Source organism: Kangiella profundi, from assembly GCF_002838765.1.
Taxonomy (GTDB): Bacteria; Pseudomonadota; Gammaproteobacteria; order Enterobacterales; family Kangiellaceae; genus Kangiella; species Kangiella profundi.
In genome coordinates this window covers 2,172,313-2,193,300 of sequence record NZ_CP025120.1, presented here as the reverse complement: position 1 = coordinate 2,193,300, position 20,988 = coordinate 2,172,313, and the positions used below count along the sequence as shown (strand labels likewise).

Below are 20,988 nucleotides of genomic sequence, written 5' to 3'. Positions count from 1 at the left end.
ACAAACGGGGTTAGAGTGACTAATAGCAGGATTTTATTCATATAGGTTCTCTGGCCCCATAATTCTAAAAGGAGTTTGACATGCCATACAAATCGAATGACGAACTACCTGATAGTGTCCGAAACAATTTGCCCAAGCATGCCCAGGAGATTTACCGAAAAGCTTTTAATTCTGCATGGGAAGAGTACAAGAACCCCGAGGATCGAAGAGGAAACGACAGTCGCGAGGAAGTTGCTCACAAAGTCGCCTGGTCGGCGGTAAAGAAAGAGTATCACAAGGAAGAGGGGAAGTGGGTTCGGGATGAGTCTTAGAAAATTAGTTTAAACCATTTGTACTGGGACCTTCCTTCAAAGATCACACCTACCAAATCGTACCGACCCTAGTAAACGCTCCGGCCCATCATGGCTAACGAGTGGGCAAAACAGCTCAAGAAAAAACTATCAATTTATGGCCAGCCTGAACTTCCTGAAGAGGTAATGGCTCTTTATAAAGAATTATGTCAGTAACAAGCCATTAAATTGAAAAGGGAAGGCGAGCTCCAGTATGTGCTTTACCTAACATACTGACATTGCTACTATCCATTTAAGCTGACACGATATTAACGTTCGCTTTATTTGGTATTAGCCGTAAAAGCAGACATTAAAATTAACAATAGAATCTCAAAGGTTATCGGCATTGTCCGGGAGTATAATTTTAGAAGCCTTTGATTTCAGTATCTTTGAAGAGTAAAAAATATGGATTTTAGTGAATACGAGTTGCAAAAATTATTTGGCCATGAGGCTGCTGAAGATGAAGACCCTAAAAGGCTTAAGGAGTATTACTTCAAGAGCAAGGCTTATAAGCAGGTTGTAAATGATCTTTCATTACGAATACTCGTGGGACATAAGGGGATTGGAAAGTCGGCTCTTTTTCAAGTTGCAATTGATGAGGAGGCAGAAAGCAAAAGGCTCACGCTTTTGATTAAACCCGATGACATTATTGGCATAGGTGAAGAAACGGACGATTTTCTAAGACTTATCAGGGACTGGAAAATAGGCATTAACGAAATTATAGCTAAGAAAGTATTGACTTCATTTGGCATGTTATTTGAAGGCTGGCGAGGTAGGTTGAATCAATTTGGTGGTGCCGCCTTAGATTTTCTTGCCTCGACACTAAAGCTGGACGATAAGGTTAGTTTAACCGCATCTAAAGAAGCTGTGCTGAGAGATTTTCTCAAAAACAATAAAATTTCAGTGTACATAGATGATTTGGATCGAGGATGGCAAGGAAGAAAGCATGACATCCTGAGAATTTCGGCTCTACTTAACGCCATACGGGATATTTCTACCGAAAATAGAGGAATATTCTTCAGGGTTAGTTTGCGATCAGATGTTTACTATTTAGCTCGAACTTCTGATGAGTCGACTGATAAAACAGAAAATTCCGTAATTTGGTATTCATGGACTAACCACGAAATATTAGCTCTTCTTGTTAAAAGAGTAGAAAGTTATTTCGGCAGACAGGTTGAGGAAGGTGAGCTGCTTAAGAAGCATCAATCCGAGCTGATGAAATATCTCACTCCCGTGATTGAGGAGAGATTCACCGGAAAAGGACATTGGAGTAATGCTCCTATGTATAGGGTTCTAATGTCACTAATTAGAAAGAGGCCGCGAGATTTAGTTAAGCTTCTAACTTTGGCAGGAAGAAAAGCTTATTCTAACAATTCGGATAAAATATCAACTGACAACTTGGAGTCTATTTTTGAGGAGTATTCGCAGGGAAGACTCCAAGATACCATTAATGAATATCGCTCGGAACTACCTGAAGTAGAAAAGCTGATACTTGGAATGCGTCCTTCAAAAAAGCAAAGAAAAGCATCCCAGGGTTATGTATACAGCACGGATATGCTTCTGCAAAAGCTTAAGGCGATTGAAGAGCAAGGAAAGTTTCGTTGGGCAAATGGGAATCAAGTTGATACTAAAGAGCTGGCCGCATTTCTTTATAAAATTAATTTTATTACTGCTCGCAAACAAACTCCCGTAGGCATAGATCGTAAGTATTTCGAGGAGAATCGGTACTTATCAAATAAGTTTACCGAATTCGGCTATGACTGGGAGGTTCACCCTGCTTATCGTTGGGCACTACAACCTGAAGACCCAATGCAGATATTCAACGAGCTGGAACTAAGTACTAGCTGATGACGGCTTCTACTGATGAGTCTATGGAAGAGGTTAAGTTTGGTCTATAGTGGTCAATTTAACTTGACCACTATATTAGGAACCTTTGAGTGTACGTAGTAGAGTACTGAATTGTAAATTTGTAGTATGTTGCTTGGTTAGGTAATGTTGGTCGTTCATTTTGAACTTCTCCTTAGAATCCGAAGTAAACAGGCAGAAACCGAGTGGTTGAAATTCTGTATAATGGTTCCATGTAAATTGTTAGACATTATGAGGATTAACATATGAGTTTCTTTGGTTAGAAGCAAACAAAGAAAGGGATGCCCCTAACGGTGATTTAGCTAAAGATGCTATTTACGACAAAGAAGCTGAAACCTTATCCAACACCCTGACAGCGTGGGAAGCACATTTAGTAAATAAAATGGCTTGCCCTGAAGCATTAGTAGCGCTGAAGCAAGCATGGGACGAATATATACTGGCTAGCGGTCAATAGTAGGGTGCATTTATAAAGCAGCTGCAAGTTACATTCATAACGTGACAAATGATTTACAGCTTACTTTTTTAGTGGAAAGTATATGATACCTGTATATGGTCTCAGGAAGTCGTACACCGCCTCAGCTTTCTTAAACATACCTTCGTCTCTTGTCATTAAGAAGTCACAGAAGGTAGCATTACCAATGTGAGTTGTGTCGCTCATTGATGCAATTAGTTTTCTTCTTTCTTGTATTCTATCTCGATAATACCCAATAAAATTTAATCCATAAGTTAGTGCATTTGCTTGCTGAACTAGTGGTAATTTATTTCCAGACTCATCTGTAAGTTTAAAGATAGAATCATGTGGGACAGTTTTACCAGTCTTCTCAGCATGTTCATCTATCTTATCCAAAATTTTCTTAATGATATTTGGCGGTTTAATTCCACCCCCTTTAAGATTTCTTGGGCTTACCCCAGTAAATTTCTCAAATTGGGAAACAGCAGAACCTTCCATAGTACCCAGCTTTTCTGCCACTTGATTAAAGCTGTCAGACATAGGAGAAAAGATTTCTTTAATCATATCATCTGACAGATTTTCAATTTCTTTAGGCAGTTCTATTCCACTCTCTTTAGCATGCTCCTTCATGTACTCAAATGCTTTAGTTATCTCACTCCCAAACTTATCAAAAATATCTTCAAAGGATTGCTCTTTGGCACCTCCGTACAATTTTTGGAGAAATATTGATAAAGATTCACCTGCATCATCAGTATCATCTAAGTTTTGAACAAGGTCATCGTACACATCAAATGGATTAGTATTTATAAACTTACATTTGTCTATTTGCTTAAAACTTTCGTCCAACTCAACCTCAAGATATAGTGATGGTATTTCTTGAAGAATTGTAAGAAAGTCATTAGGTCTATTAGACCTATGTATCTCAATTAGTGTTTCTTTAGAGTAAACGGCAACTAGTCCCTGAGAGTGGATCAGGGAGAGCATCCCATCTTCTTTCCCCTTAATTACGCTATCTAAGACATTTTGGTCGAGGTAAACGGTGGCATATCCATTAAGACTAATTGTTGGTGATATCATGATGATCCCTTTATTTATTAGTGTATATGCTACCAGATGAAGCCAATGAAAGGTATTGGGTGCTTAATTCACTTAACTATAAAGCCTAGAAGTTTTGGACATGCACAAACCCAAACATCAACCATATCTGTATTGAGTTGATTAGATTGGGTGAGTGATTATTTATTGGGGATGGGTTCGGAAAAATGGTGGGCCTTCCCAGACTTGAACTGGGGACCTACCGATTATGAGTCGGGTGCTCTAACCAACTGAGCTAAAGGCCCATTTTTCCATGTGTAGTCAATCAGGCGGTGCCTAATCTTTCTACAAATTGAGGATGTGTTTCTTGAAAAAGAACGCGCAGGAGTTTACGAGAAATCTCCTGCGCTTGCAATATTTTGCTTTGTTTTATTCGTCTAGCTTATTCGTCAAGATAAGTACGAAGCTTTTCCGAACGGCTTGGGTGGCGTAGTTTACGCAGTGCCTTGGCTTCGATCTGACGAATACGCTCACGGGTTACGTCGAACTGTTTGCCGACTTCTTCGAGAGTGTGGTCAGTATTCATGTCGATACCGAAACGCATACGCAAGACTTTCGCTTCACGTGCCGTTAGACCCGCCAAAATCTCATCAGTGACTTCTTTCAAGCTTTCGCCTGTTGCTGCGTCAACTGGTGAATCGATAGTGGTGTCTTCGATAAAATCACCTAAATGCGAATCTTCATCATCACCGATTGGCGTTTCCATGGAGATTGGCTCTTTGGCAATCTTAAGCACTTTACGGATTTTGTCTTCCGGCATTTCCATACGCTCTGCCAATTCTTCAGGCTGAGGCTCGCGGCCCATTTCCTGTAGCATCTGGCGAGAAATACGATTCAATTTATTGATAGTTTCAATCATGTGAACCGGAATACGGATGGTGCGCGCCTGGTCAGCAATCGAACGTGTGATTGCCTGACGAATCCACCATGTGGCGTAGGTCGAGAATTTATAACCACGACGGTATTCGAACTTGTCGACCGCTTTCATCAGACCGATGTTACCTTCCTGAATCAAATCGAGGAACTGTAGGCCACGGTTGGTGTATTTTTTAGCGATAGAGATAACCAGACGTAGGTTAGCTTCTACCATCTCTTTCTTGGCGCGACGGGCTTTTGCTTCACCAATCGACATTTCACGGTTGGCTTCTTTAATCTCCATCACGCTCAAGCTACAGCTTTCTTCGATCAATTGAAGTTTACGCTGTGCTTTTAGAATCTCTTCGGCGTGTTCAGCCAAAGGCTCTGAGTATTTGCTTTTCTTTTTTACGTGCTGCTCAATCCAGGTTGGATCGGCTTCTGAACCTGAGAAGGTTGAGATAAAGGTTTTACGCGGCATACGTGCACCGTTCACAGCAAGCATCATGATATAACGCTCTTGCTCACGGATACCGTCCATTTTTTCACGCAAGTTGGTTACCAGCATGTCAAACATTCTTGGCGCAAGACGAAGCTGCATGAACAACTCTTTCATCGCATCCAGTTGCTTGATTGCTGATTTGTGCGTACGGCCATATTTTTCAACGGCTTTAACGGTTTTGTCGTATTGCTTTTTCAGTTCAGCAAAACGCGCCGCCGCTTCTTCTGGATCCGGGCCAGTATCAACTTCAGTTTCATCTTCGTCGTCATCATCCTCATCCACGTCATCGTCGTTATCCAACTCTTCGCTGGCGTTGGCGATTTGCGCGGCTTCAGATTCTTCCTGAACGAATTCGGCTTCTTCACCGTCAGTAAAGCCGGTAACGATTTCAGTCAGACGAACCTGCTCATCTTCATACAGAGCAAACTCCTCTAACAGGATACGGATAGTGTCAGGGTAGTTGGCGATTGCGCCCAGAACCTGGCGGATGCCTTCTTCGATACGTTTGGCGATATCAATCTCGCCTTCGCGAGTAAGCAGCTCAACGCTACCCATTTCTCGCATATACATACGAACTGGGTCGGTAGTACGACCAAATTCGCTGTCTACGCTAGCCAATGCAGCAGCAGCCTCTTCAGCGGCTTCTTCATCGGTTACCGATTCGTCATTCATCAACAGCTCATCAGCATCAGGGGTGGTTTCATACACCTGAATGCCCATGTCATTGATCATGCGAATAATGTCTTCGATTTGCTCGGGATCAACGATATCCGGTGGTAAGTGGTCATTCACTTCGGCATAAGTGAGATAACCTTGTTCTTTACCGCGAGCGATAAGTAACTTTAATTGTGACTGTTGCGAATTCTCTGACATCTAGAATAACCTTTGTAGGGCTCGCAAGACATTTTGCGAGTCAAAAACCAAGCGACGGCTTGCGCATAGCGAACCGCTAATTATACAGAATTTGCCCCAGCTACAGCAAGCGCTACTTATTTGGCGCTATTGCCGTTGGAGCCTTGTTTGGCCAGCAATAGTAATTGCCGGTATTCAGACTTTTCCTGATTGGTTAGACCGTGTTCTGCTGCTTTCTGTTGCAAATAATCCACCCGAATTTTACGAGCATGCAATAACAGGCGATTCACACAGTCCTGTAATTCCTGCTGTTCCTGACCCTGAATGCGCTCTTCGCGCTCGGTCATGGCTAAACTGGCCAGGCGATCATACAGCTTTGGGTTGTCGCGCCAGTTTTCAAGCAGCAAACTAGTATTAATCTTGGGGGTTTTATGAATAATTTCAAGTAATTGATGCAAAAGTTTTGACCCTTTATCGGGTAAAGTCAGTAGCCAGTCGTAATTTTTGAGGTTCAATGCAAGGCTTGGCTGCTGTAATAGTAGCGTAATGGCCAGTTGCAGGGTTTTATTGGTTTTAGTGCTCTGAGGCTTGCTCTGAGTGGGTTTGCGAGACGGTTGTGACTGAGTTGGGGCCTCAATAATAGCCGCCAGTTTGCTTTCCGACAGTTTAGCTTTTTCGGACAGAGCGCTACTAAAAAACTCGTGGTAAATAGGGTCCGTGATTTTATCCAGATACGGCTTGGCCAGATGGACCAGCTGGCCGCGGCCAGATACTGAGCTCAAATCGACCTGTGCTGACAGGTGTTCAAGGATAAACTCAAACAAAGGTGTGGCCTTGCCAATCATTTCCTCAAATTGCTCTTTGCCCACCTTGCGAACCATGGAATCCGGATCTTCGCCATCGGGCAGGAACATCAGGCGTATTTCGCGACCTTCGCGCATCTGCGGCAGGCCATGTTCAATGGCCCGTAGTGCAGCGTCGCGTCCGGCTCGATCACCATCAAAGCACAGCACCAGCTCACGGGTGGTACGGAATAGCTGCTGTAAATGACTGGCGGTAGTGGCTGTTCCCAATGTCGCCACGGCATAATTGATGCCAAACTGGGCTAGTGCCACTACGTCCATATAGCCTTCAACAATCAGTAATCGGCTCAGTTTGCGGTTAGCCTGGCGCGCCTGATAAAGGCCATAAAGCTCATTACTTTTGTGGAAAATCGGCGTTTCAGGTGAGTTCAGGTATTTGGGCTCGCCTTGACCCATGACCCGGCCACCAAAGGCAATCACTCGGCCACGCTTATCCTTGATCGGAAACATGATGCGATCACGGAAACGGTCGTACAGCGAGCTGTCTTTACGAATCATCAGGCCGCACTCGACCAGTTGCTGCTGCAGTTTTTTATCTTGCTGCAGTTTAGGGAATATGGCTTCCAGATTGCGCCATTCACCGGGCACATAACCAATCGCAAACTGTTTAGCGATTTCGCCGCTTAAGCCGCGTCCTTTGAGGTATTCTATTGCACTTTTATTGGATTTTAGCTGCTGTTGGTAGTAGTTGGCTGCTTTTTCCATGATGTCGTATAAGGAGGTATCGACTTTGGGAGCATTGGATACCGTCTCTTCACGTGGCACCTCCATGCCCATCATGGCAGCAAGTTCTTCCACGGCATCCGGGAATTCGAGACGGTCATACTCCATCAAAAAGCCAATCGCGTTACCGTGAACGCCGCAACCGAAGCAATGGTAGAACTGTTTGTCCTGACTTACCGTAAAAGATGGGGTCTTCTCCCCATGAAAAGGGCAGCAAGCTTTGTAATTGGCACCCGCTTTTTTTAACGGCACACGCGAATCAATCAGGTCGACAATATCAACCCGAGCTAATAATTCGTGAATAAAGTGTTGCGGGATAAGGCCCATTGAGTACTTATAATTAGGTAAGGCTTAATTGGGCAATCATAGCAGAGCTGCTGGTTTTTACATAGTCTGCGGATTGGAATAGTTCTTTGGGTGGGGTGTTGGAGATAAAGGTTCGGTAGTGGCAGATAGCACCAATAATTCCTACGAGTTTGAAGTAGATCTAAGCAATCTTTTGTGAAAAATTAAGAGCAGATCCTGACTTTCGTCAGGATGACAGGCCTTAGGGAAGTGAGTTTTCTGAGGGTAAGGTTCATTACGTAAGTTTAATATGAGTATCTTGGGGAATAACAGCGAAACGAATCCAAGCGAAGCCTGCTACTTGCAACAATACCCCTATAAGTATCTTCTACAGATATAGCATCAAACCATAGTTTGTCATCCTGACGAAAGTCAGGATCTGCTCTTGAGAAATTTATAGAACAGATTGACGAAGTAGTGCTTTAGTAAGAAAGAGGGTTGCCACGGTATGACTGAACAAAAGTAGTCATAAATATAGGTACAGATACTTAGGCTGTATCAGTAAATAACAACTGTTTTTTCCTAAAAGATTATAGCTGCCAAAATATGGCGATACGTATTTTTTAAAGGAGGGTGGAAACTAACCTAAGCGGCTTTTGATTTTTCCGCTGACTTGGCCCATATCAGCACGGCCTTGTAATTGTGGCTTAAGAATGCCCATTACTTTGCCCATGTCTTTAATAGATTCTGCGCCGGTGCTACTGATTGCTTGCTCGATAAGTTCGGCAATTTCGTCATCAGTTAATGGCTTTGGAAGGAATTCCTGGAGGACTTCGATCTCAGCATATTCCACATCAGCCAGCTCTTGGCGGCCTGCGTCTTCATATTGCTTGATCGATTCGCGACGCTGTTTCACCATTTTATCGAGAATGGCGAGGATCGCGGTATCATCTAACTCGCTACGAGTATCAACTTCAACTTGTTTGATAGCAGACAGGATTAAACGGATGGTCGACAGGCGAGCCTTATCTTTGGCGCGCATGGCATCTTTCATGGCTTCTTTAATTCGATCGTTTAGAGTAGACATGGTTAATCCTTACTAAGCTAATAGAATTTGGGCTCTTCTTTCGATAGTTCTTAAGAAAAGCCCAAACAGCTATTAATACAAGCGAATGCGACGAGCGTTTTCGCGAGCTACTTTTTTCGCTGCACGTTTTACTGCCGCAGCTTTTTCGCGCTTACGAACAGATGTTGGCTTCTCGTAGTATTCACGCTTACGAACTTCAGCCAAAATACCTGCTTTCTCGCACGAACGCTTGAAGCGACGTAATGCAACGTCAAATGGCTCGTTTTCTTTAACTCTTACGCTTGGCATTAAAAATCACCTAACCTTAAAATGTATGTTTATTAAAAAGTAAATAAAATCAGTACGTTACAATTGGTGAAACGAGAGAATCACCAAGAGGGCGCAAATTTTAATCATTTTTTGATCAAAAAGCAAAGATAAACCCATGAAATATTGATTTTAAGCGGTCAGGACTGAAGATTTCTAGCGAACTCGCTAATTGGCGCAAACTCCATTAAAATTGCCAACAACTTTCTTTGCCTGTTCTGTTGTAGGATTAATCAGGCAACTATTTGACCATTTAATCAGCGTAATAAGGCTTAACCCTATGAAAATTCTCGGTATAGAGACATCCTGCGATGAAACCGGCATTGCTATCTATGATAGTGAGCAGGGTATTATTGCGGATGCATTATTCAGCCAGGTGAAGCTGCATGCTGAATATGGTGGTGTGGTGCCTGAGCTGGCATCCCGTGATCATGTGCGCAAAACCATTCCTTTAATTAAAAAGGTCATGGCTGAGTCGGGCTGTACGCCAGCTGATATTGATGCCATCGCCTACACTAAAGGCCCAGGTTTAATTGGGGCGCTGTTTGTTGGCGTTGGTATCGGGCGCAGTCTGGCGTATGCCTGGGACGTACCTGCGATTGGTGTGCATCATATGGAAGGGCACTTGTTAGCACCGATGCTGGAGGATGATAAGCCGGAATTTCCGTTTGTTGCCTTGTTGGTTTCGGGTGGCCACACTATGCTGGTCGATGTTAAGAATTTAGGCCAATACACCATTCTGGGCGAATCAATTGATGACGCTGCTGGCGAGGCCTTTGATAAGACCGCTAAAATTATGGGGCTGGGATATCCCGGAGGCCCGGCGCTTGCTAAGCTGGCCGAACAGGGGCGGGCAGGAATCTATAAGTTGCCAAGACCCATGACCGACCGACCTGGTCTCGATTTTAGTTTTAGTGGTTTGAAAACTGCGGTGGCCAATCTGTATCGTGATTCAGATAAGTCGCAACAGGACTTGGCGGATATCGCCTATGCTTTTCAGGAAGCGGTGGTGGATACCATTTATATTAAATGTCGACGTGCCCTTGAGCAGACTGGTCACAAGTCTCTGGTTGTTTCAGGCGGAGTAAGCGCTAACATTTCTTTGCGGGGAAAGCTCTCTGATTTGCTGCAGAGTAAAGGCGGCAAAGCCTACTACCCCAGACTTCAATTCTGCACCGATAATGGAGCCATGATCGCCTATGCTGGCTATTGCCGCTACCAGCAGATCATTGAACAGCAAGGTCAGTTTGAAGAACCTGCCGTTCGCGCGCAGCCGCGCTGGCCAATTGCGGACTTGGGTTGAAATACATATTACAGAAATAACTTAAACAGGAAGTTAATTTAAGGTGAAAATCAGTTTAGCTTTAGCAACAAACATCATATTTGGCTGGGTCTTGATTGCGACAACATTGGCCTATTTTCTGGCTCGAAAAAGAGTTGAAAGTGTTACGCCAGTTGTTTTCCTTCATTTTTTGATGGCCTTCATACCACCATTGAGCATCATTGCTCTGTTGTTATTAGCCAACAAGGATGAAATCAAGACCGAATCAAATTCCACCCCAGGCTCGTAATTTTCTGGGGTCATCTCTTCTCCGGCTATCCAATAACTCGAGTACTTGCTCTGCACTTAAACCATCCAATGGGTTACTGGTTGGCAGCAGACTATATTCTTTCTGGATTTGGTAAGTTTCTAATGCCTTCTGAACGGCTTGATCGAACTGGTCAACGTAAGTCTCGCTAACCTGGGCTCTTACTTCTTTCAGGCTTTTATTAAATGCTTGTGGGTCTGTAGTATCGAGACGCGGTGTCCTGTTGTTTTGCTGGCAGCCACCGATCATTCCAACACAAATCAATATGCTTACCAGTAAAGGCAGTGCTGTTCCTTTCATCCTTTTTCTCCGTCGCTATATGTTAATTAATCTCTTGCTCTTATGTTTTATCGCAAGTTTGTTTCGTTAGTTATTAATAATTGTTATGTTATTTTTTAATAAAGCAGATCTTAAAAAAACCGACTCAGAGAGTCGGTTGTCACACAGGTCGATCATAAGGGTAGGTTATTACCTTCTTTATGACTGAAAAACGATACAGTTATCCTTCATTACTAATTTTGTACTAAAGTACGAGTTTTGCGGCTGTTAATATCTTGAATAACCCAGCCTAAGCTTTTGTCATTTGCACGCATGTAATCTTCAGCGGTCAATTCAATGGCCACGTCTGGGAAAACAGCATCTGCATCCCTGTCTTCAAAGCGATACATTCTTTTTGAGTAAGTCACAATCAACCCAGAGTTTGGTAGAGTGAACTGCCACATATCCTGATAGCCGTTAGGCTTTGAACCGGTGGGCTGACCGACCAATGTTGCATTCAACAACTGGGCAAACTGAGAGGCATTTGACATAGCCGCAGAGTAGGTGTTGTTATCAATCATGACGTAAACACCAGACTTCCAGTTGATGCTGTTAGCAAGTACTAACACCTGCGCCAGCTTAAGTCCGATAAAGAAATCGCCGCCTTGATTGCCACGTAAGTCAATGATCAGGTTCTCTGTTTTGTAGTGGTTGATGAAGCGAAGCAACTCGGCAGACATCTCGTCCATTTTGGACATTGAGCTGTATTTTTCAAAGTTGATATAAACGGTTTTACCTTTGTCAGCAGCGCCATACCAAAGGTGATCGTCAACACCGCCATAAGGTTTAAACGGAAGCTTCTGCTTAAAATTGATACGCTGCGTAATTTGATTGTTGGTGCTAGCAGTCATGTGATACTTAAAGCTTTGATTGAAGTTCTTGAAGGTGAATTCGACAGAGTCCAGGCTGTCGATAACCCCCAGACCTCGTAAAAGCTCAGCAGTCATCATGTATTCGGCAACGCGAACAGGAGTTGAGTAGTCATTTTCAGCAAATGGCACAATCTCAGCAAACATGTCATACACTTGTTGCACAGGCTTGCCGTTGATGGCAGTAAGTTCATTGCCAATCAGGCTGGAGTATTCGTTAGAAGAGCCGGTAACCAGAATTTCATCATTGATGACTTTTAACTCAATGGGAAACTTGTGATATTGCTGATCCCACAAAGGAACAGTTGTGTGTCCATCGCCAACTTTATGGGTTAGGCGCATCAATTCAATAATGATTTGCTCATGAGTAAGAGATGGAAGCTGACTTTTAATCGCGCTGATTTCAAGCTCAAAGTCTTTATAGGTAAGCTTGTGGTAAAGATCGATATGCTTTTCTTCAAGGATTCTCCAGTAGGCATCGATATCCTGACTCCACTTCTCAGCATCAGCCTGGCTAACTGCAGTTGCGCTGTGAGAAGTAATAGCCGCTAGCAAGGGCAGGGCTAATAGGAATGAAAATGCTTTTTTACTGAATACCTTCATTTGGACCCTCCTGGTCGGTTACCTATATTGAAGAAGTTGTATTATTCGCTAAAACTGTCAGGATTTTTTACATCTCTGTGATGTCTATAATATACCTGTCAGAATTTTTTACAACTAATTCCATCCGTAAAATGTAAAAAAGTTTGACACTTTTGTCGAGAGTTAGGTTTTCTCGCTGTAGGATTGACTATTATTTAACCATATAAGCATCGATTTAATGTGAATTTCAAATGAAGTTTGCCCACCAAATGTAAAATTTACTGGGGTAAGCTGAGAATTCGCAGGTTTCAGGAGTGGTTATTTCAAAATCAATAGGTTAGCTAAGACTCAGTCGGCGTCTAATTAGCTGCACAATCATGACAATAGCAACGGATGCGAACATCAAAATCGCGAAATTGAGCGGGGTTCCATCAAAGAGAAGTGCCAGAATTGGCCCCGCCAGAGCGCCACTGCCAAAACGCAAAGTGCCTATAACGGCGGTGGCAGTGCCGGTTTGCTGCGGAAACTGGTTGAGAATTAGCCCATCGGAGTTAACGGTTATCAGCGCCAGCGAGCCAATCAGTGGGAATAAGGCACCGACAGTCCAATACAATGACCAGTCAAAAACAGTCACCAGAACCAGGGTAAGCGCAAAGACATTAGCGATAATAGTGCCAATCATCAGCATTCTGGCAGAACCGGCTCGCTCAACGGTGCGGGTGTTGATGATGTTGGTAATCATAAGTGCAACGACATTGGCGCCAAACAAAATACTGAACTTGCCTTCGCTAACCCCAAAATATTCGATATAGACGAATGATATGGTAGTGATATAGCAGAAGAAACCAAAGGAGCCCATCATCGAGCTGATGATATTGAGCCTTGAGGCTGGATGACTAAAGACCAGTTTATAGTTACTGGCAAACTCATGCAGCCACTTACGATCCGAGCGAAGCGGTAGGTTCTTAGGCAGTTTCCAGATGACCAGCAACAATATCATTACCGCATAGCCGGCTAGGCTCAGGAAAATTGTACGCCACACCGACAGTTCCAGAATAAAGCTACCAATTCCGGGGGCAATCATTGGCGCCACCATCATGATCAAGCTGACGTAGGACAATCCCTTGGCGGTGTGTTCTTTATACAAATCACGAATAATGCCGGGTACAACGACGGTGGCTCCGCTGCCGAACGCTGCCTGCACAAAGCGATATGTCAGGAATTCATTAATAGACTCAGTAAAAGCAAGCAATAGGGATGTAATGATAAAGCCAGTTAAACCAACTAGGGCAACTTTGCGGCGTCCAATTCGATCTGCAATAGGGCCAAATAGCATCATGCCCAATGCATAGCCCGCCAGATAGAGACTCAGCGACACCTGGATCGCGCTCGATGAAGTGCCAAGCTCTTTTGCAATGATTGGCATGGCAGGCAAATACATATCAATGGCCAGTGGCGTAATTGCGACCATTGAGGCGAGCAGAGGTAAAAGGTGAGCTACATTGATTTTACTGCGAATCATTACTTCTCTTATCGGTAATTTTGCGTTCGGTACCATGCCACAGATTTTTTATATTGCGATGGTGTCTGGCGGTCAATATCAGGAACATGGCAAATAATGGAAAGAAGTACTTATGATCCAGATAAAAGCCGAAAGCAGCAACAGCAAAACTGGATAGTATGGATGCCAGCGACGCATAGCGTGTAAAGAAGGCTGTTACCATCCAGGTGACAATACAGTAGGCAAGTAGTAATGGCGATAGCGCGACCAGAGCACCAAAGTAGGTGGCCATGCCTTTGCCGCCCTTGAAGCGGAAATAAATTGGGTAAAGGTGCCCGATAAATGCCATGAAGCCCACCCAACCCAGATTTCGATTATGCAGGTCTAAGGCATAGCCAATTAGAATCGGTATGATGGCTTTCAGCATATCGCCAAGCAAAGTGAAGATGGCTGCTTTTTTGCCACCCAGCCTTAATACATTAGTAGCCCCCGGGTTGTGCGAGCCAAATTTACGCGGATCCGGCAGGCCCATAATGCGACAAACGATCACCGCACTCGAAATAGAGCCAGTCAGGTAAGCCAGTAGCCAAAGCCCGGCAAGTTGCCATTCCATTATCAGTTCTTATCCTTTGCGCAGCATTTTATGTTCACAACAGCCATCATTAACCTAAATAAACTCCATCTTATTGTTTAGTGCCCATTTATTCACAAAGAATTAACTCAGATAGAGGCACCGCGGATTTTTCTATAGGATACTGTTATTTTTTAATCAGGTCATGGGAAACTCTTTGATTTGTGTAATCAAATGGCCTTTTCTTTGCTATCCTATGGCCCACATTAACCATAATCATTAAATCAAGAGACGCCTGTGGACATCGTTTTTATTGAAGACTTAAAAGTAGATACCGTCATTGGTATTTATGACTGGGAACGACAAATCCGTCAAACCATCAGTATTGATCTGGAAATGGCGCATGATATTCAGCCAGCAGCGCAGGAAGATACCATCGATAAGTGTCTTGATTACAAATCTGTGGCCAAACGAATTATTGCTTTTGTTGAAGAGTCCGAGTTTCAGCTGGTTGAAACTTTGGCAGAAAAGATTGCTGAGATTGTCCGCAATGAATTTAATGTGCCCTGGTTGAAGTTAAAGCTTAGCAAGCCAGGAGCTGTTCGTGGGTCCAAGAATGTAGGTGTCATCATAGAGCGCGGCAATAGATAATTTATGGCTATCATTTTTATCAGTATCGGCAGTAATCAGGATGCGGCACGCCAAATCCGATATGGTGTGCAACGCCTTGATGAAATGTTCAGCCATTTAAAGCTGTCGAAAGTTTATGAAAGTGAAGCGGTAGGTTTTGAGGGCGATAATTTTCTCAATCTGGTGGCCAGAGCGGAAACTCAGATGACGATTGCCCAAGTGGAACAGATTTTTAAATCCATCGAAAAAGAAGCTGGTCGTCGTCGCGATGTGCCGAAATTCAGTGACAGAGCGCTGGATATTGATCTGTTGCTATATGACGATGTAATTTGTGAGCAGCCAATTCACTTACCTCGTGGTGAAATTCTTCATCATGCTTTTGTGCTGCAACCACTGGCAGAAATTGAACCGCAAGGAAAACATCCAGTGGTTAAAAAAACGTATCAGGAGCTGTGGCAGGCATTTGATAAAAAAGAACAACAAAAGTTATGGGCCATAGAGTTCGATTGGCAACGATAAAAAGGGCAAAAGCATGAGTCAGCAGAAAGTCGCAATTGTTACCGGTGGGGCCATTAGAGTGGGGCGAGCCATAGCGCTTGAGCTTGCAAAGCATGGCTATGCAATAGCATTACACTACAATCATTCAGCAGAAAGTGCCGAGCAAACCGCCAAAGAAATTGAAGCTCTTGGCGTTCAAGTTAAATTAATAGCGGCCAATCTTTCCGAGCCCGATAGCTGTTCTGATGTGGTGGCTCAGGCTGCAGAGCTGGGTGAGCTGTCTGTCTTAATCAACAGCGCTGCGATTTTCCCTGAAAACGATACTATTAATGATGATCTGTCACACTGGGATCAGGTGATGAGTCTTAACTTGCGGGCTCCAGTGTTATTAAGTCAGGCCTTTGCAGCAAGCAAACCCCAGCAAGCTCATATCATCAATATTCTCGATGCTCGTATTAATCATCCAGCGGGCGACCACCTTGTGTATCGCCTGTCCAAAGCTGGTCTTTGGCATCTGACCGAGTCTCTCGCCCGAGAGCTGGCTCCAACAATTCAGGTCAATGGTCTTGCATTGGGAGCTATCTTGCCGCCGCCGGGGGCAGATGCCGATCATTTTGCTCGAATGGCCGATCATATCCCGCTCAAGCGAACAGGTAATCCACAGGCAATTGCAGACGCGGTCTCCTTTCTGATTGGGCAATCATTTATCACCGGCACTATCATTCCGGTTGATGGTGGTGAATTTCTGTAACTAATAACTCTTAAAATATATGGTTCACTTTTTAAAGGATTATCCAACCTATTTTGAATGGCTGACACAACAGTGCCGTTTGCTTAAGGTGCCACTAGTTAATGGCGTACAGGGCAAAGCCAGTTATCGTTTGAGCCAGACCATTGCTGGTGAAATTGAAAAGCAGGGCGCGCTGCCTTTCAGTCAATTCATGCACCATGCTCTGTATGAGCCAGGATTGGGCTACTACAGTGCGGGCAGTCATAAACTGGGTGAAGGTGGCGACTTTGTGACAGCACCGGAACTGTCGCCATTGTTTGCTCAGACTCTGAGCAAGAGTTTTATTAAGGTATTTGAACAAAGTGAGGCGCAAGTTCTAGAGCTGGGTGCTGGTAGCGGTGCTTTTGCCGTAGAGCTCATGAAAGAGCTAGAAATACACAATAACTTGCCGCAAGGGTATTGTATTCTTGAAGTTTCCGCAGACTTAAAGCAGCGACAAAGACAGGCCATTGAGCAATCGATTCCTCATCTGGCCAATCGATTCGAATGGCTCGACCGGCTACCTGAAGAGTTTTCAGGTGTCATTTTTGCCAACGAAGTAGTTGATGCTTTGCCTGTTGATTTGGTGCGCAAGCAGAAGAGTCAATTGCAAAAAGCTCACGTTAAGCTGGATGATTCTGGCTATCGATTTAGCTGGCAAGAAACAGAAGCCATTCAGGAAGTTAACTCTTATCTGAAACATTGGCCACACGGCTATATCACTGAGCACCATCTGCAAACTGAATATTGGCTGGAAGGACTGGTAGAGTGCTTGAGTAAAGGTGCAATAATTCTGATCGATTACGGTTACAGCGCTGATGAGTACTATGAACCACATCGAGCACAGGGGACCTTGCAATGTTATTACCAGCAACACAAACACCAAAACCCATTGTTATTACCCGGACTTCAAGATATCACCGCATCAGTGAATTTTAGCCAGATAGCTTATGCAACACATAAGCGAGGTGCGGAGATTGTGGGTTATTGTGAGCAGGCGCTGTTTCTGATGTCCAGTGGTATTGAGCAGCAAGCAGCAAAGCTAGCCGAAAACCTCGGATCTGATACAATGGCGCAGGTCAAAATCAGCCAGCAGCTAAAAAAATTGCTGATGCCTGATGAGATGGGCGAAAACTGCAAAGTTCTGGTCGCTGCTAAAAACTGTCCTGTTCAACTACAAGGTTTTGCATTGAGCAATAAATTACATCGCTTATGAATATGATGACTAAAATACTGACAGCCGTTGCGTTGTTGCTTTTGCCACAACTGGCTTTTGCAGCCAGCAGCAAAGATAACTGGTTTTGGCTAGCAGGTGTTGCTGTTTTAAATTCCACTGTTATTTCAGCAATACTGGTCTGGAAAAGTAAAAAACTGGATACATTCACGACTAAAGCTGTTGGCTTTGGAGCCTGGTTCTGGTTTTTGATTTTTATTCAGGTGATGTTGTATGGGTTTTATGTTGGGCTGACTAAGTAACTAAAATTGCTAGTTATTTTGTCCTTATACTTTGTGGGTTCGTCATTTATTTTAGTTTATGGTTTCGCCACTCGGCGAATTACTTTCTCTTGAGTGGCCAAGAGAAAGTAATCAAAGAAAAGGCCACCCCGATATTGAGGTCATTCAAAGAATGACTACCTTCGGCCAGCCCTAGCTACTTTACGCACCGTAAAATACGTGCCTTCCCTGGCCCGAATTTTACTATTCAAAACGTCCTGTTTTGAATTGCTATAGCTAGTTCTGGTCTCAGCTCAATATAAGGGGGTAATTGGTGCAAGCCTGAAATAATTAGTAATTATGGTTATGTTAATCATCGAGCAAGCAGAAAATAGTTTATTATTGTCATTCCCTCGTAAGTGGGTGACTAAAGGAAATACCCTCGGGTAAATCCAGAGAAAATAGAGAATATAAAGATGGATTGGCTTCAAGCATTATTTCTAGCATTAATTCAAGGCTTAACTGAGTTCCTTCCGATCTCGAGTTCGGCGCATTTAATTCTGACATCAAAGGTGTTGCAGTGGCAGGATCAGGGATTAGCCTTTGATGTGGCGGTGCATGTTGGGACTCTGACGGCGGTAGTTGTTTATTTCCGTAAGGAAGTGGCGGAGATGATCAGTGCTTGGTTTAAGGCGGTGTTAGGTGGTCAGCCAACGCCAAACTCCCGTCTGGCCTGGGCGGTGATTTTTGGTACGATTCCTGTCGGTTTATTTGGTCTGTTTTTAGAAGCCTTTGATATCGTTGACTTGTATCTGCGTGAGACCTATGTGATTGCGATTACCACTATTATTTTTGGTCTTTTGTTGTGGTACGCGGAGCGTCAATACAAAGGAAAACCTGCCGAGCAATTTAAGGATGAGTATCAATTACGCTGGCGGGATATTTTTGCCATTGGTGGTGCTCAGGCTCTGGCTTTGATTCCGGGCACTTCACGTTCCGGCATTACCATGACAGCAGCGGCGTTATTAGGCTTTTCTCGTACTGCAGCTGCTCGTTATTCATTCCTGTTATCAATTCCTGCAATTGTATTGCCGGGTGGTTTGAAAGGCATTCAGCTGGCTCAGGAAGGTACTAAGTTTGATTGGGACTTTTTGATTTTAGGAATTGTTGTTTCGGCATTGAGTGCATTTGCCTGCATACATCTTTTCCTTAAGTGGTTGGAAAAAATCGGCTTTATGCCATTTGTCTGGTATCGACTTATTCTGGGCGTGGTTTTATTCGCTATCGTATTTATGGGCTAACAAGTCTTTAATAGCTTTTAGTCGAGCTCGGTCGATTGCCTCGCCGAGCTTGGCGCCTTCATAGCCTTTCTCAATCAGTAACTGAACATTTACCTTTTCAGAGACCTTAAAGCATTCTCTCAGCAAGTCGCCTTGCGGATAAGGTTTATCTTCATTACCGAGCCTACCGTTAAAGTCTGCTTCACAGGTCAAAATAAATGCTTCTAAAAAGTCTGGGTTACGATAAGCACTTAATCCCTTAAGCATTTTTAGTACGGTGCTAGGGCGAAGCTCAAACATCTTGTGGCTGTGTAGGTGATAACGGGATACCTGGGTCGCGAGCTGCTCATAAACCTTTGGGATTTTAAGTCGCTTGCATAGTTTTTTTATGACTGGAATACCTGACTCTTCATGACCGCGATGCTGTGGCCATTGATCGCGTGGAGTAACGCCTTTGCCGAGGTCATGCACCGCTGCGGCAAAACGAATACGCAAATCAGGGGTTTTTCTTGCAGCTTGCTCTATCACCATCAATGTATGAATACCGGTATCAATTTCGGGGTGCCATTTCTCAGGGTTTGGTATTCCCCAAAGACAGTCCATTTCCGGCATCACAACAGCCAGCGCCCCGCATTGATGAAGCACGTCAAAATAAACCTGTGGAGATTCGGTGGCCAAAGCCTTTTCGGTTTCAGCCCACACTCGCTCAGGTGTCAGATGCTTGAGTTCATCGCCATAGGATAGCTCCTGCATCAATGCAAAAGTTTCATCGGCAATGATAAAGCCAAGGTGGGCAAAGCGGGCTGCGAAACGGGCAACACGTAAAACGCGCAAGGGGTCTTCGGCAAAAGCAGGCGATACGTGACGCAAAATTTTGGCATTGAGGTCTTGCTGACCGTGAAAAGGATCGATGAGGTTGCCAGCTTCGTCCTGGGCCATGGCGTTAATGGTCAGATCGCGACGAATCAGATCCTGTTCCAGGGTTATTTCAGGTGAAAAATCGACTTTAAAGCCTTTATAACCTTTTCCGGACTTGCGTTCAGTTCTGGCCAGTGCATACTCTCCACCAGTCTTCGGGTGAAGATAGACTGGAAAGTCTTTACCTACTTCTTTAAAGCCTTTGGCCAGCATTTGCTCCGGGGTAGCACCAACCACAACATGGTCATGATCTACAACCTTGAGTCCGAGTAATCTGTCTCTTACTGCGCCGCCAACCAAATAGATTTGCATATCAACCTTATCGAGCTACTTTATACACTGTCTGGCATCTTTATTTTGTGCGATACAGTTTAGCAAAGAGCGGTCTTCAGGTTGAGCATTTCTACAGCTATCAGGGTTCATGATTCTTTTTACTTCATCAAGCTTAGCCAGCCCCTGAGCAAATTGCTCGTCGTTGATTTCTTTTTTTGCCAGCTTTTCGACTAACTCACCACGATACAGCGGTTCAGTATTTTTCAGGTTATCGATAGCTGCCTGGCATTGACCAGCCGTTAAAGGAGTTTGCCTTTGCGAGCGTGGCATGCTGGTCACGGTCAGCTTACTGCTGTCGACTTTTTGCTCTTCCACCTTAAGAGATTGGTCTTTAGGCGGCTTGTCGGAGAAGTGGAGCTTGCCATCCTTATCTTTCCATTTATAAATCTTACCTTCATAAGCCTGGCTACCAGCAGTAAAGCAGAGCGTTAGGACCAAAGTAAATGTGAGTAAAAATCCGTGCATCTTCACACGCTATCCCT

20 protein-coding genes and 1 tRNA gene are annotated in these 20,988 nt (G+C 44.0%); 9 read left to right on the top strand and 12 right to left on the bottom strand.

What is annotated here, in order from left to right; all coding sequences use genetic code 11:
• The first annotated feature begins 80 nt into the window (after positions 1-80).
• Both CW740_RS10225 and CW740_RS10220 read left to right on the top strand, forming a co-directional pair.
• On the top strand, positions 81-311 hold the full coding sequence (locus CW740_RS10225) for a ChaB family protein (RefSeq protein ID WP_106647403.1): 231 nt from the start codon (positions 81-83) through the stop codon (positions 309-311).
• A gap of 423 nt (positions 312-734) precedes the next feature.
• Entirely contained in the window at positions 735-2,177 is a 1,443-nt protein-coding gene (locus tag CW740_RS10220; protein WP_106647402.1) for a P-loop ATPase, Sll1717 family, read from the top strand.
• A gap of 532 nt (positions 2,178-2,709) precedes the next feature.
• Here the strand turns inward: CW740_RS10220 and CW740_RS10215 are convergent.
• The 6 genes from CW740_RS10215 to rpsU form a co-directional block, all read right to left on the bottom strand.
• Entirely contained in the window at positions 2,710-3,723 is a 1,014-nt protein-coding gene (locus CW740_RS10215; protein ID WP_106647401.1) for a hypothetical protein, read from the bottom strand.
• Between the two features lie 186 nt (positions 3,724-3,909).
• Positions 3,910-3,986 (bottom strand) — tRNA-Ile (locus CW740_RS10210).
• Positions 3,987-4,123: 137 nt separating this feature from the next.
• The gene (gene rpoD / locus CW740_RS10205; protein ID WP_106647400.1) at positions 4,124-5,971 is read right to left on the bottom strand and encodes an RNA polymerase sigma factor RpoD; all 1,848 of its coding nucleotides are present in this window, start codon (positions 5,969-5,971) and stop codon (positions 4,124-4,126) included.
• A 116-nt stretch (positions 5,972-6,087) separates the two neighbouring features.
• The gene (gene dnaG / locus CW740_RS10200; protein ID WP_106647399.1) at positions 6,088-7,863 is read right to left on the bottom strand and encodes a DNA primase; all 1,776 of its coding nucleotides are present in this window, start codon (positions 7,861-7,863) and stop codon (positions 6,088-6,090) included.
• 598 nt (positions 7,864-8,461) lie between these two features.
• The gene (locus CW740_RS10195; RefSeq protein ID WP_106647398.1) at positions 8,462-8,908 is read right to left on the bottom strand and encodes a GatB/YqeY domain-containing protein; all 447 of its coding nucleotides are present in this window, start codon (positions 8,906-8,908) and stop codon (positions 8,462-8,464) included.
• A gap of 72 nt (positions 8,909-8,980) precedes the next feature.
• Complete coding sequence (rpsU, locus tag CW740_RS10190; protein WP_106647397.1) at positions 8,981-9,196, bottom strand: 30S ribosomal protein S21; 216 nt, start codon at positions 9,194-9,196, stop codon at positions 8,981-8,983.
• Between the two features lie 298 nt (positions 9,197-9,494).
• Here rpsU and tsaD point away from each other — a divergent pair, with 298 nt between their 5' ends.
• Positions 9,495-10,517, top strand: coding sequence for a tRNA (adenosine(37)-N6)-threonylcarbamoyltransferase complex transferase subunit TsaD (gene tsaD / locus CW740_RS10185; protein WP_106647396.1), 1,023 nt, complete (start codon positions 9,495-9,497; stop codon positions 10,515-10,517).
• Between the two features lie 244 nt (positions 10,518-10,761).
• On the opposite strand, the gene CW740_RS10175 is transcribed toward tsaD, so the two are convergent.
• The 4 genes from CW740_RS10175 to plsY form a co-directional block, all read right to left on the bottom strand.
• Entirely contained in the window at positions 10,762-11,103 is a 342-nt protein-coding gene (locus tag CW740_RS10175) for a hypothetical protein (protein WP_106647394.1), read from the bottom strand.
• Positions 11,104-11,315: 212 nt separating this feature from the next.
• Complete coding sequence (locus CW740_RS10170) at positions 11,316-12,593, bottom strand: S41 family peptidase (protein ID WP_106647393.1); 1,278 nt, start codon at positions 12,591-12,593, stop codon at positions 11,316-11,318.
• A gap of 316 nt (positions 12,594-12,909) precedes the next feature.
• A complete protein-coding gene (locus CW740_RS10165; protein ID WP_106647392.1) occupies positions 12,910-14,094 on the bottom strand; it encodes a multidrug effflux MFS transporter in 1,185 nt (394 codons plus the stop codon).
• Positions 14,081-14,686 (bottom strand): glycerol-3-phosphate 1-O-acyltransferase PlsY, encoded by a 606-nt coding sequence (gene plsY / locus CW740_RS10160; protein WP_106647391.1) that lies wholly within the window; start codon positions 14,684-14,686, stop codon positions 14,081-14,083. Before plsY ends, CW740_RS10165 begins: the two co-directional genes overlap by 14 nt.
• A gap of 255 nt (positions 14,687-14,941) precedes the next feature.
• On the opposite strand from plsY, the gene folB reads away from it, so the two are divergent.
• The 6 genes from folB to CW740_RS10130 all read left to right on the top strand — a co-directional run bounded on the left by folB (position 14,942) and on the right by CW740_RS10130 (position 19,276).
• Entirely contained in the window at positions 14,942-15,295 is a 354-nt protein-coding gene (gene folB / locus CW740_RS10155) for a dihydroneopterin aldolase (RefSeq protein ID WP_106647390.1), read from the top strand.
• A 3-nt stretch (positions 15,296-15,298) separates the two neighbouring features.
• Complete coding sequence (folK, locus tag CW740_RS10150; protein WP_106647389.1) at positions 15,299-15,793, top strand: 2-amino-4-hydroxy-6-hydroxymethyldihydropteridine diphosphokinase; 495 nt, start codon at positions 15,299-15,301, stop codon at positions 15,791-15,793.
• A gap of 13 nt (positions 15,794-15,806) precedes the next feature.
• Positions 15,807-16,523, top strand: a complete 717-nt coding sequence (locus CW740_RS10145; RefSeq protein ID WP_106647388.1) for an SDR family oxidoreductase — start codon at positions 15,807-15,809, stop codon at positions 16,521-16,523.
• A 19-nt stretch (positions 16,524-16,542) separates the two neighbouring features.
• Positions 16,543-17,757 (top strand): class I SAM-dependent methyltransferase, encoded by a 1,215-nt coding sequence (locus tag CW740_RS10140; RefSeq protein ID WP_106647387.1) that lies wholly within the window; start codon positions 16,543-16,545, stop codon positions 17,755-17,757.
• Between the two features lie 2 nt (positions 17,758-17,759).
• On the top strand, positions 17,760-18,017 hold the full coding sequence (locus CW740_RS10135; RefSeq protein ID WP_227523846.1) for a hypothetical protein: 258 nt from the start codon (positions 17,760-17,762) through the stop codon (positions 18,015-18,017).
• Positions 18,018-18,451: 434 nt separating this feature from the next.
• Entirely contained in the window at positions 18,452-19,276 is an 825-nt protein-coding gene (locus tag CW740_RS10130; protein ID WP_106647385.1) for an undecaprenyl-diphosphate phosphatase, read from the top strand.
• Here CW740_RS10130 and CW740_RS10125 read toward each other — a convergent pair.
• A complete protein-coding gene (locus CW740_RS10125; protein WP_106647384.1) occupies positions 19,250-20,485 on the bottom strand; it encodes a multifunctional CCA addition/repair protein in 1,236 nt (411 codons plus the stop codon). The two genes, CW740_RS10130 and CW740_RS10125, sit on opposite strands and share 27 nt — an antisense overlap.
• Before the next feature lie 15 nt (positions 20,486-20,500).
• A complete protein-coding gene (locus CW740_RS10120) occupies positions 20,501-20,971 on the bottom strand; it encodes a DUF4124 domain-containing protein (RefSeq protein WP_106647383.1) in 471 nt (156 codons plus the stop codon).
• Positions 20,972-20,988: the final 17 nt, after the last annotated feature.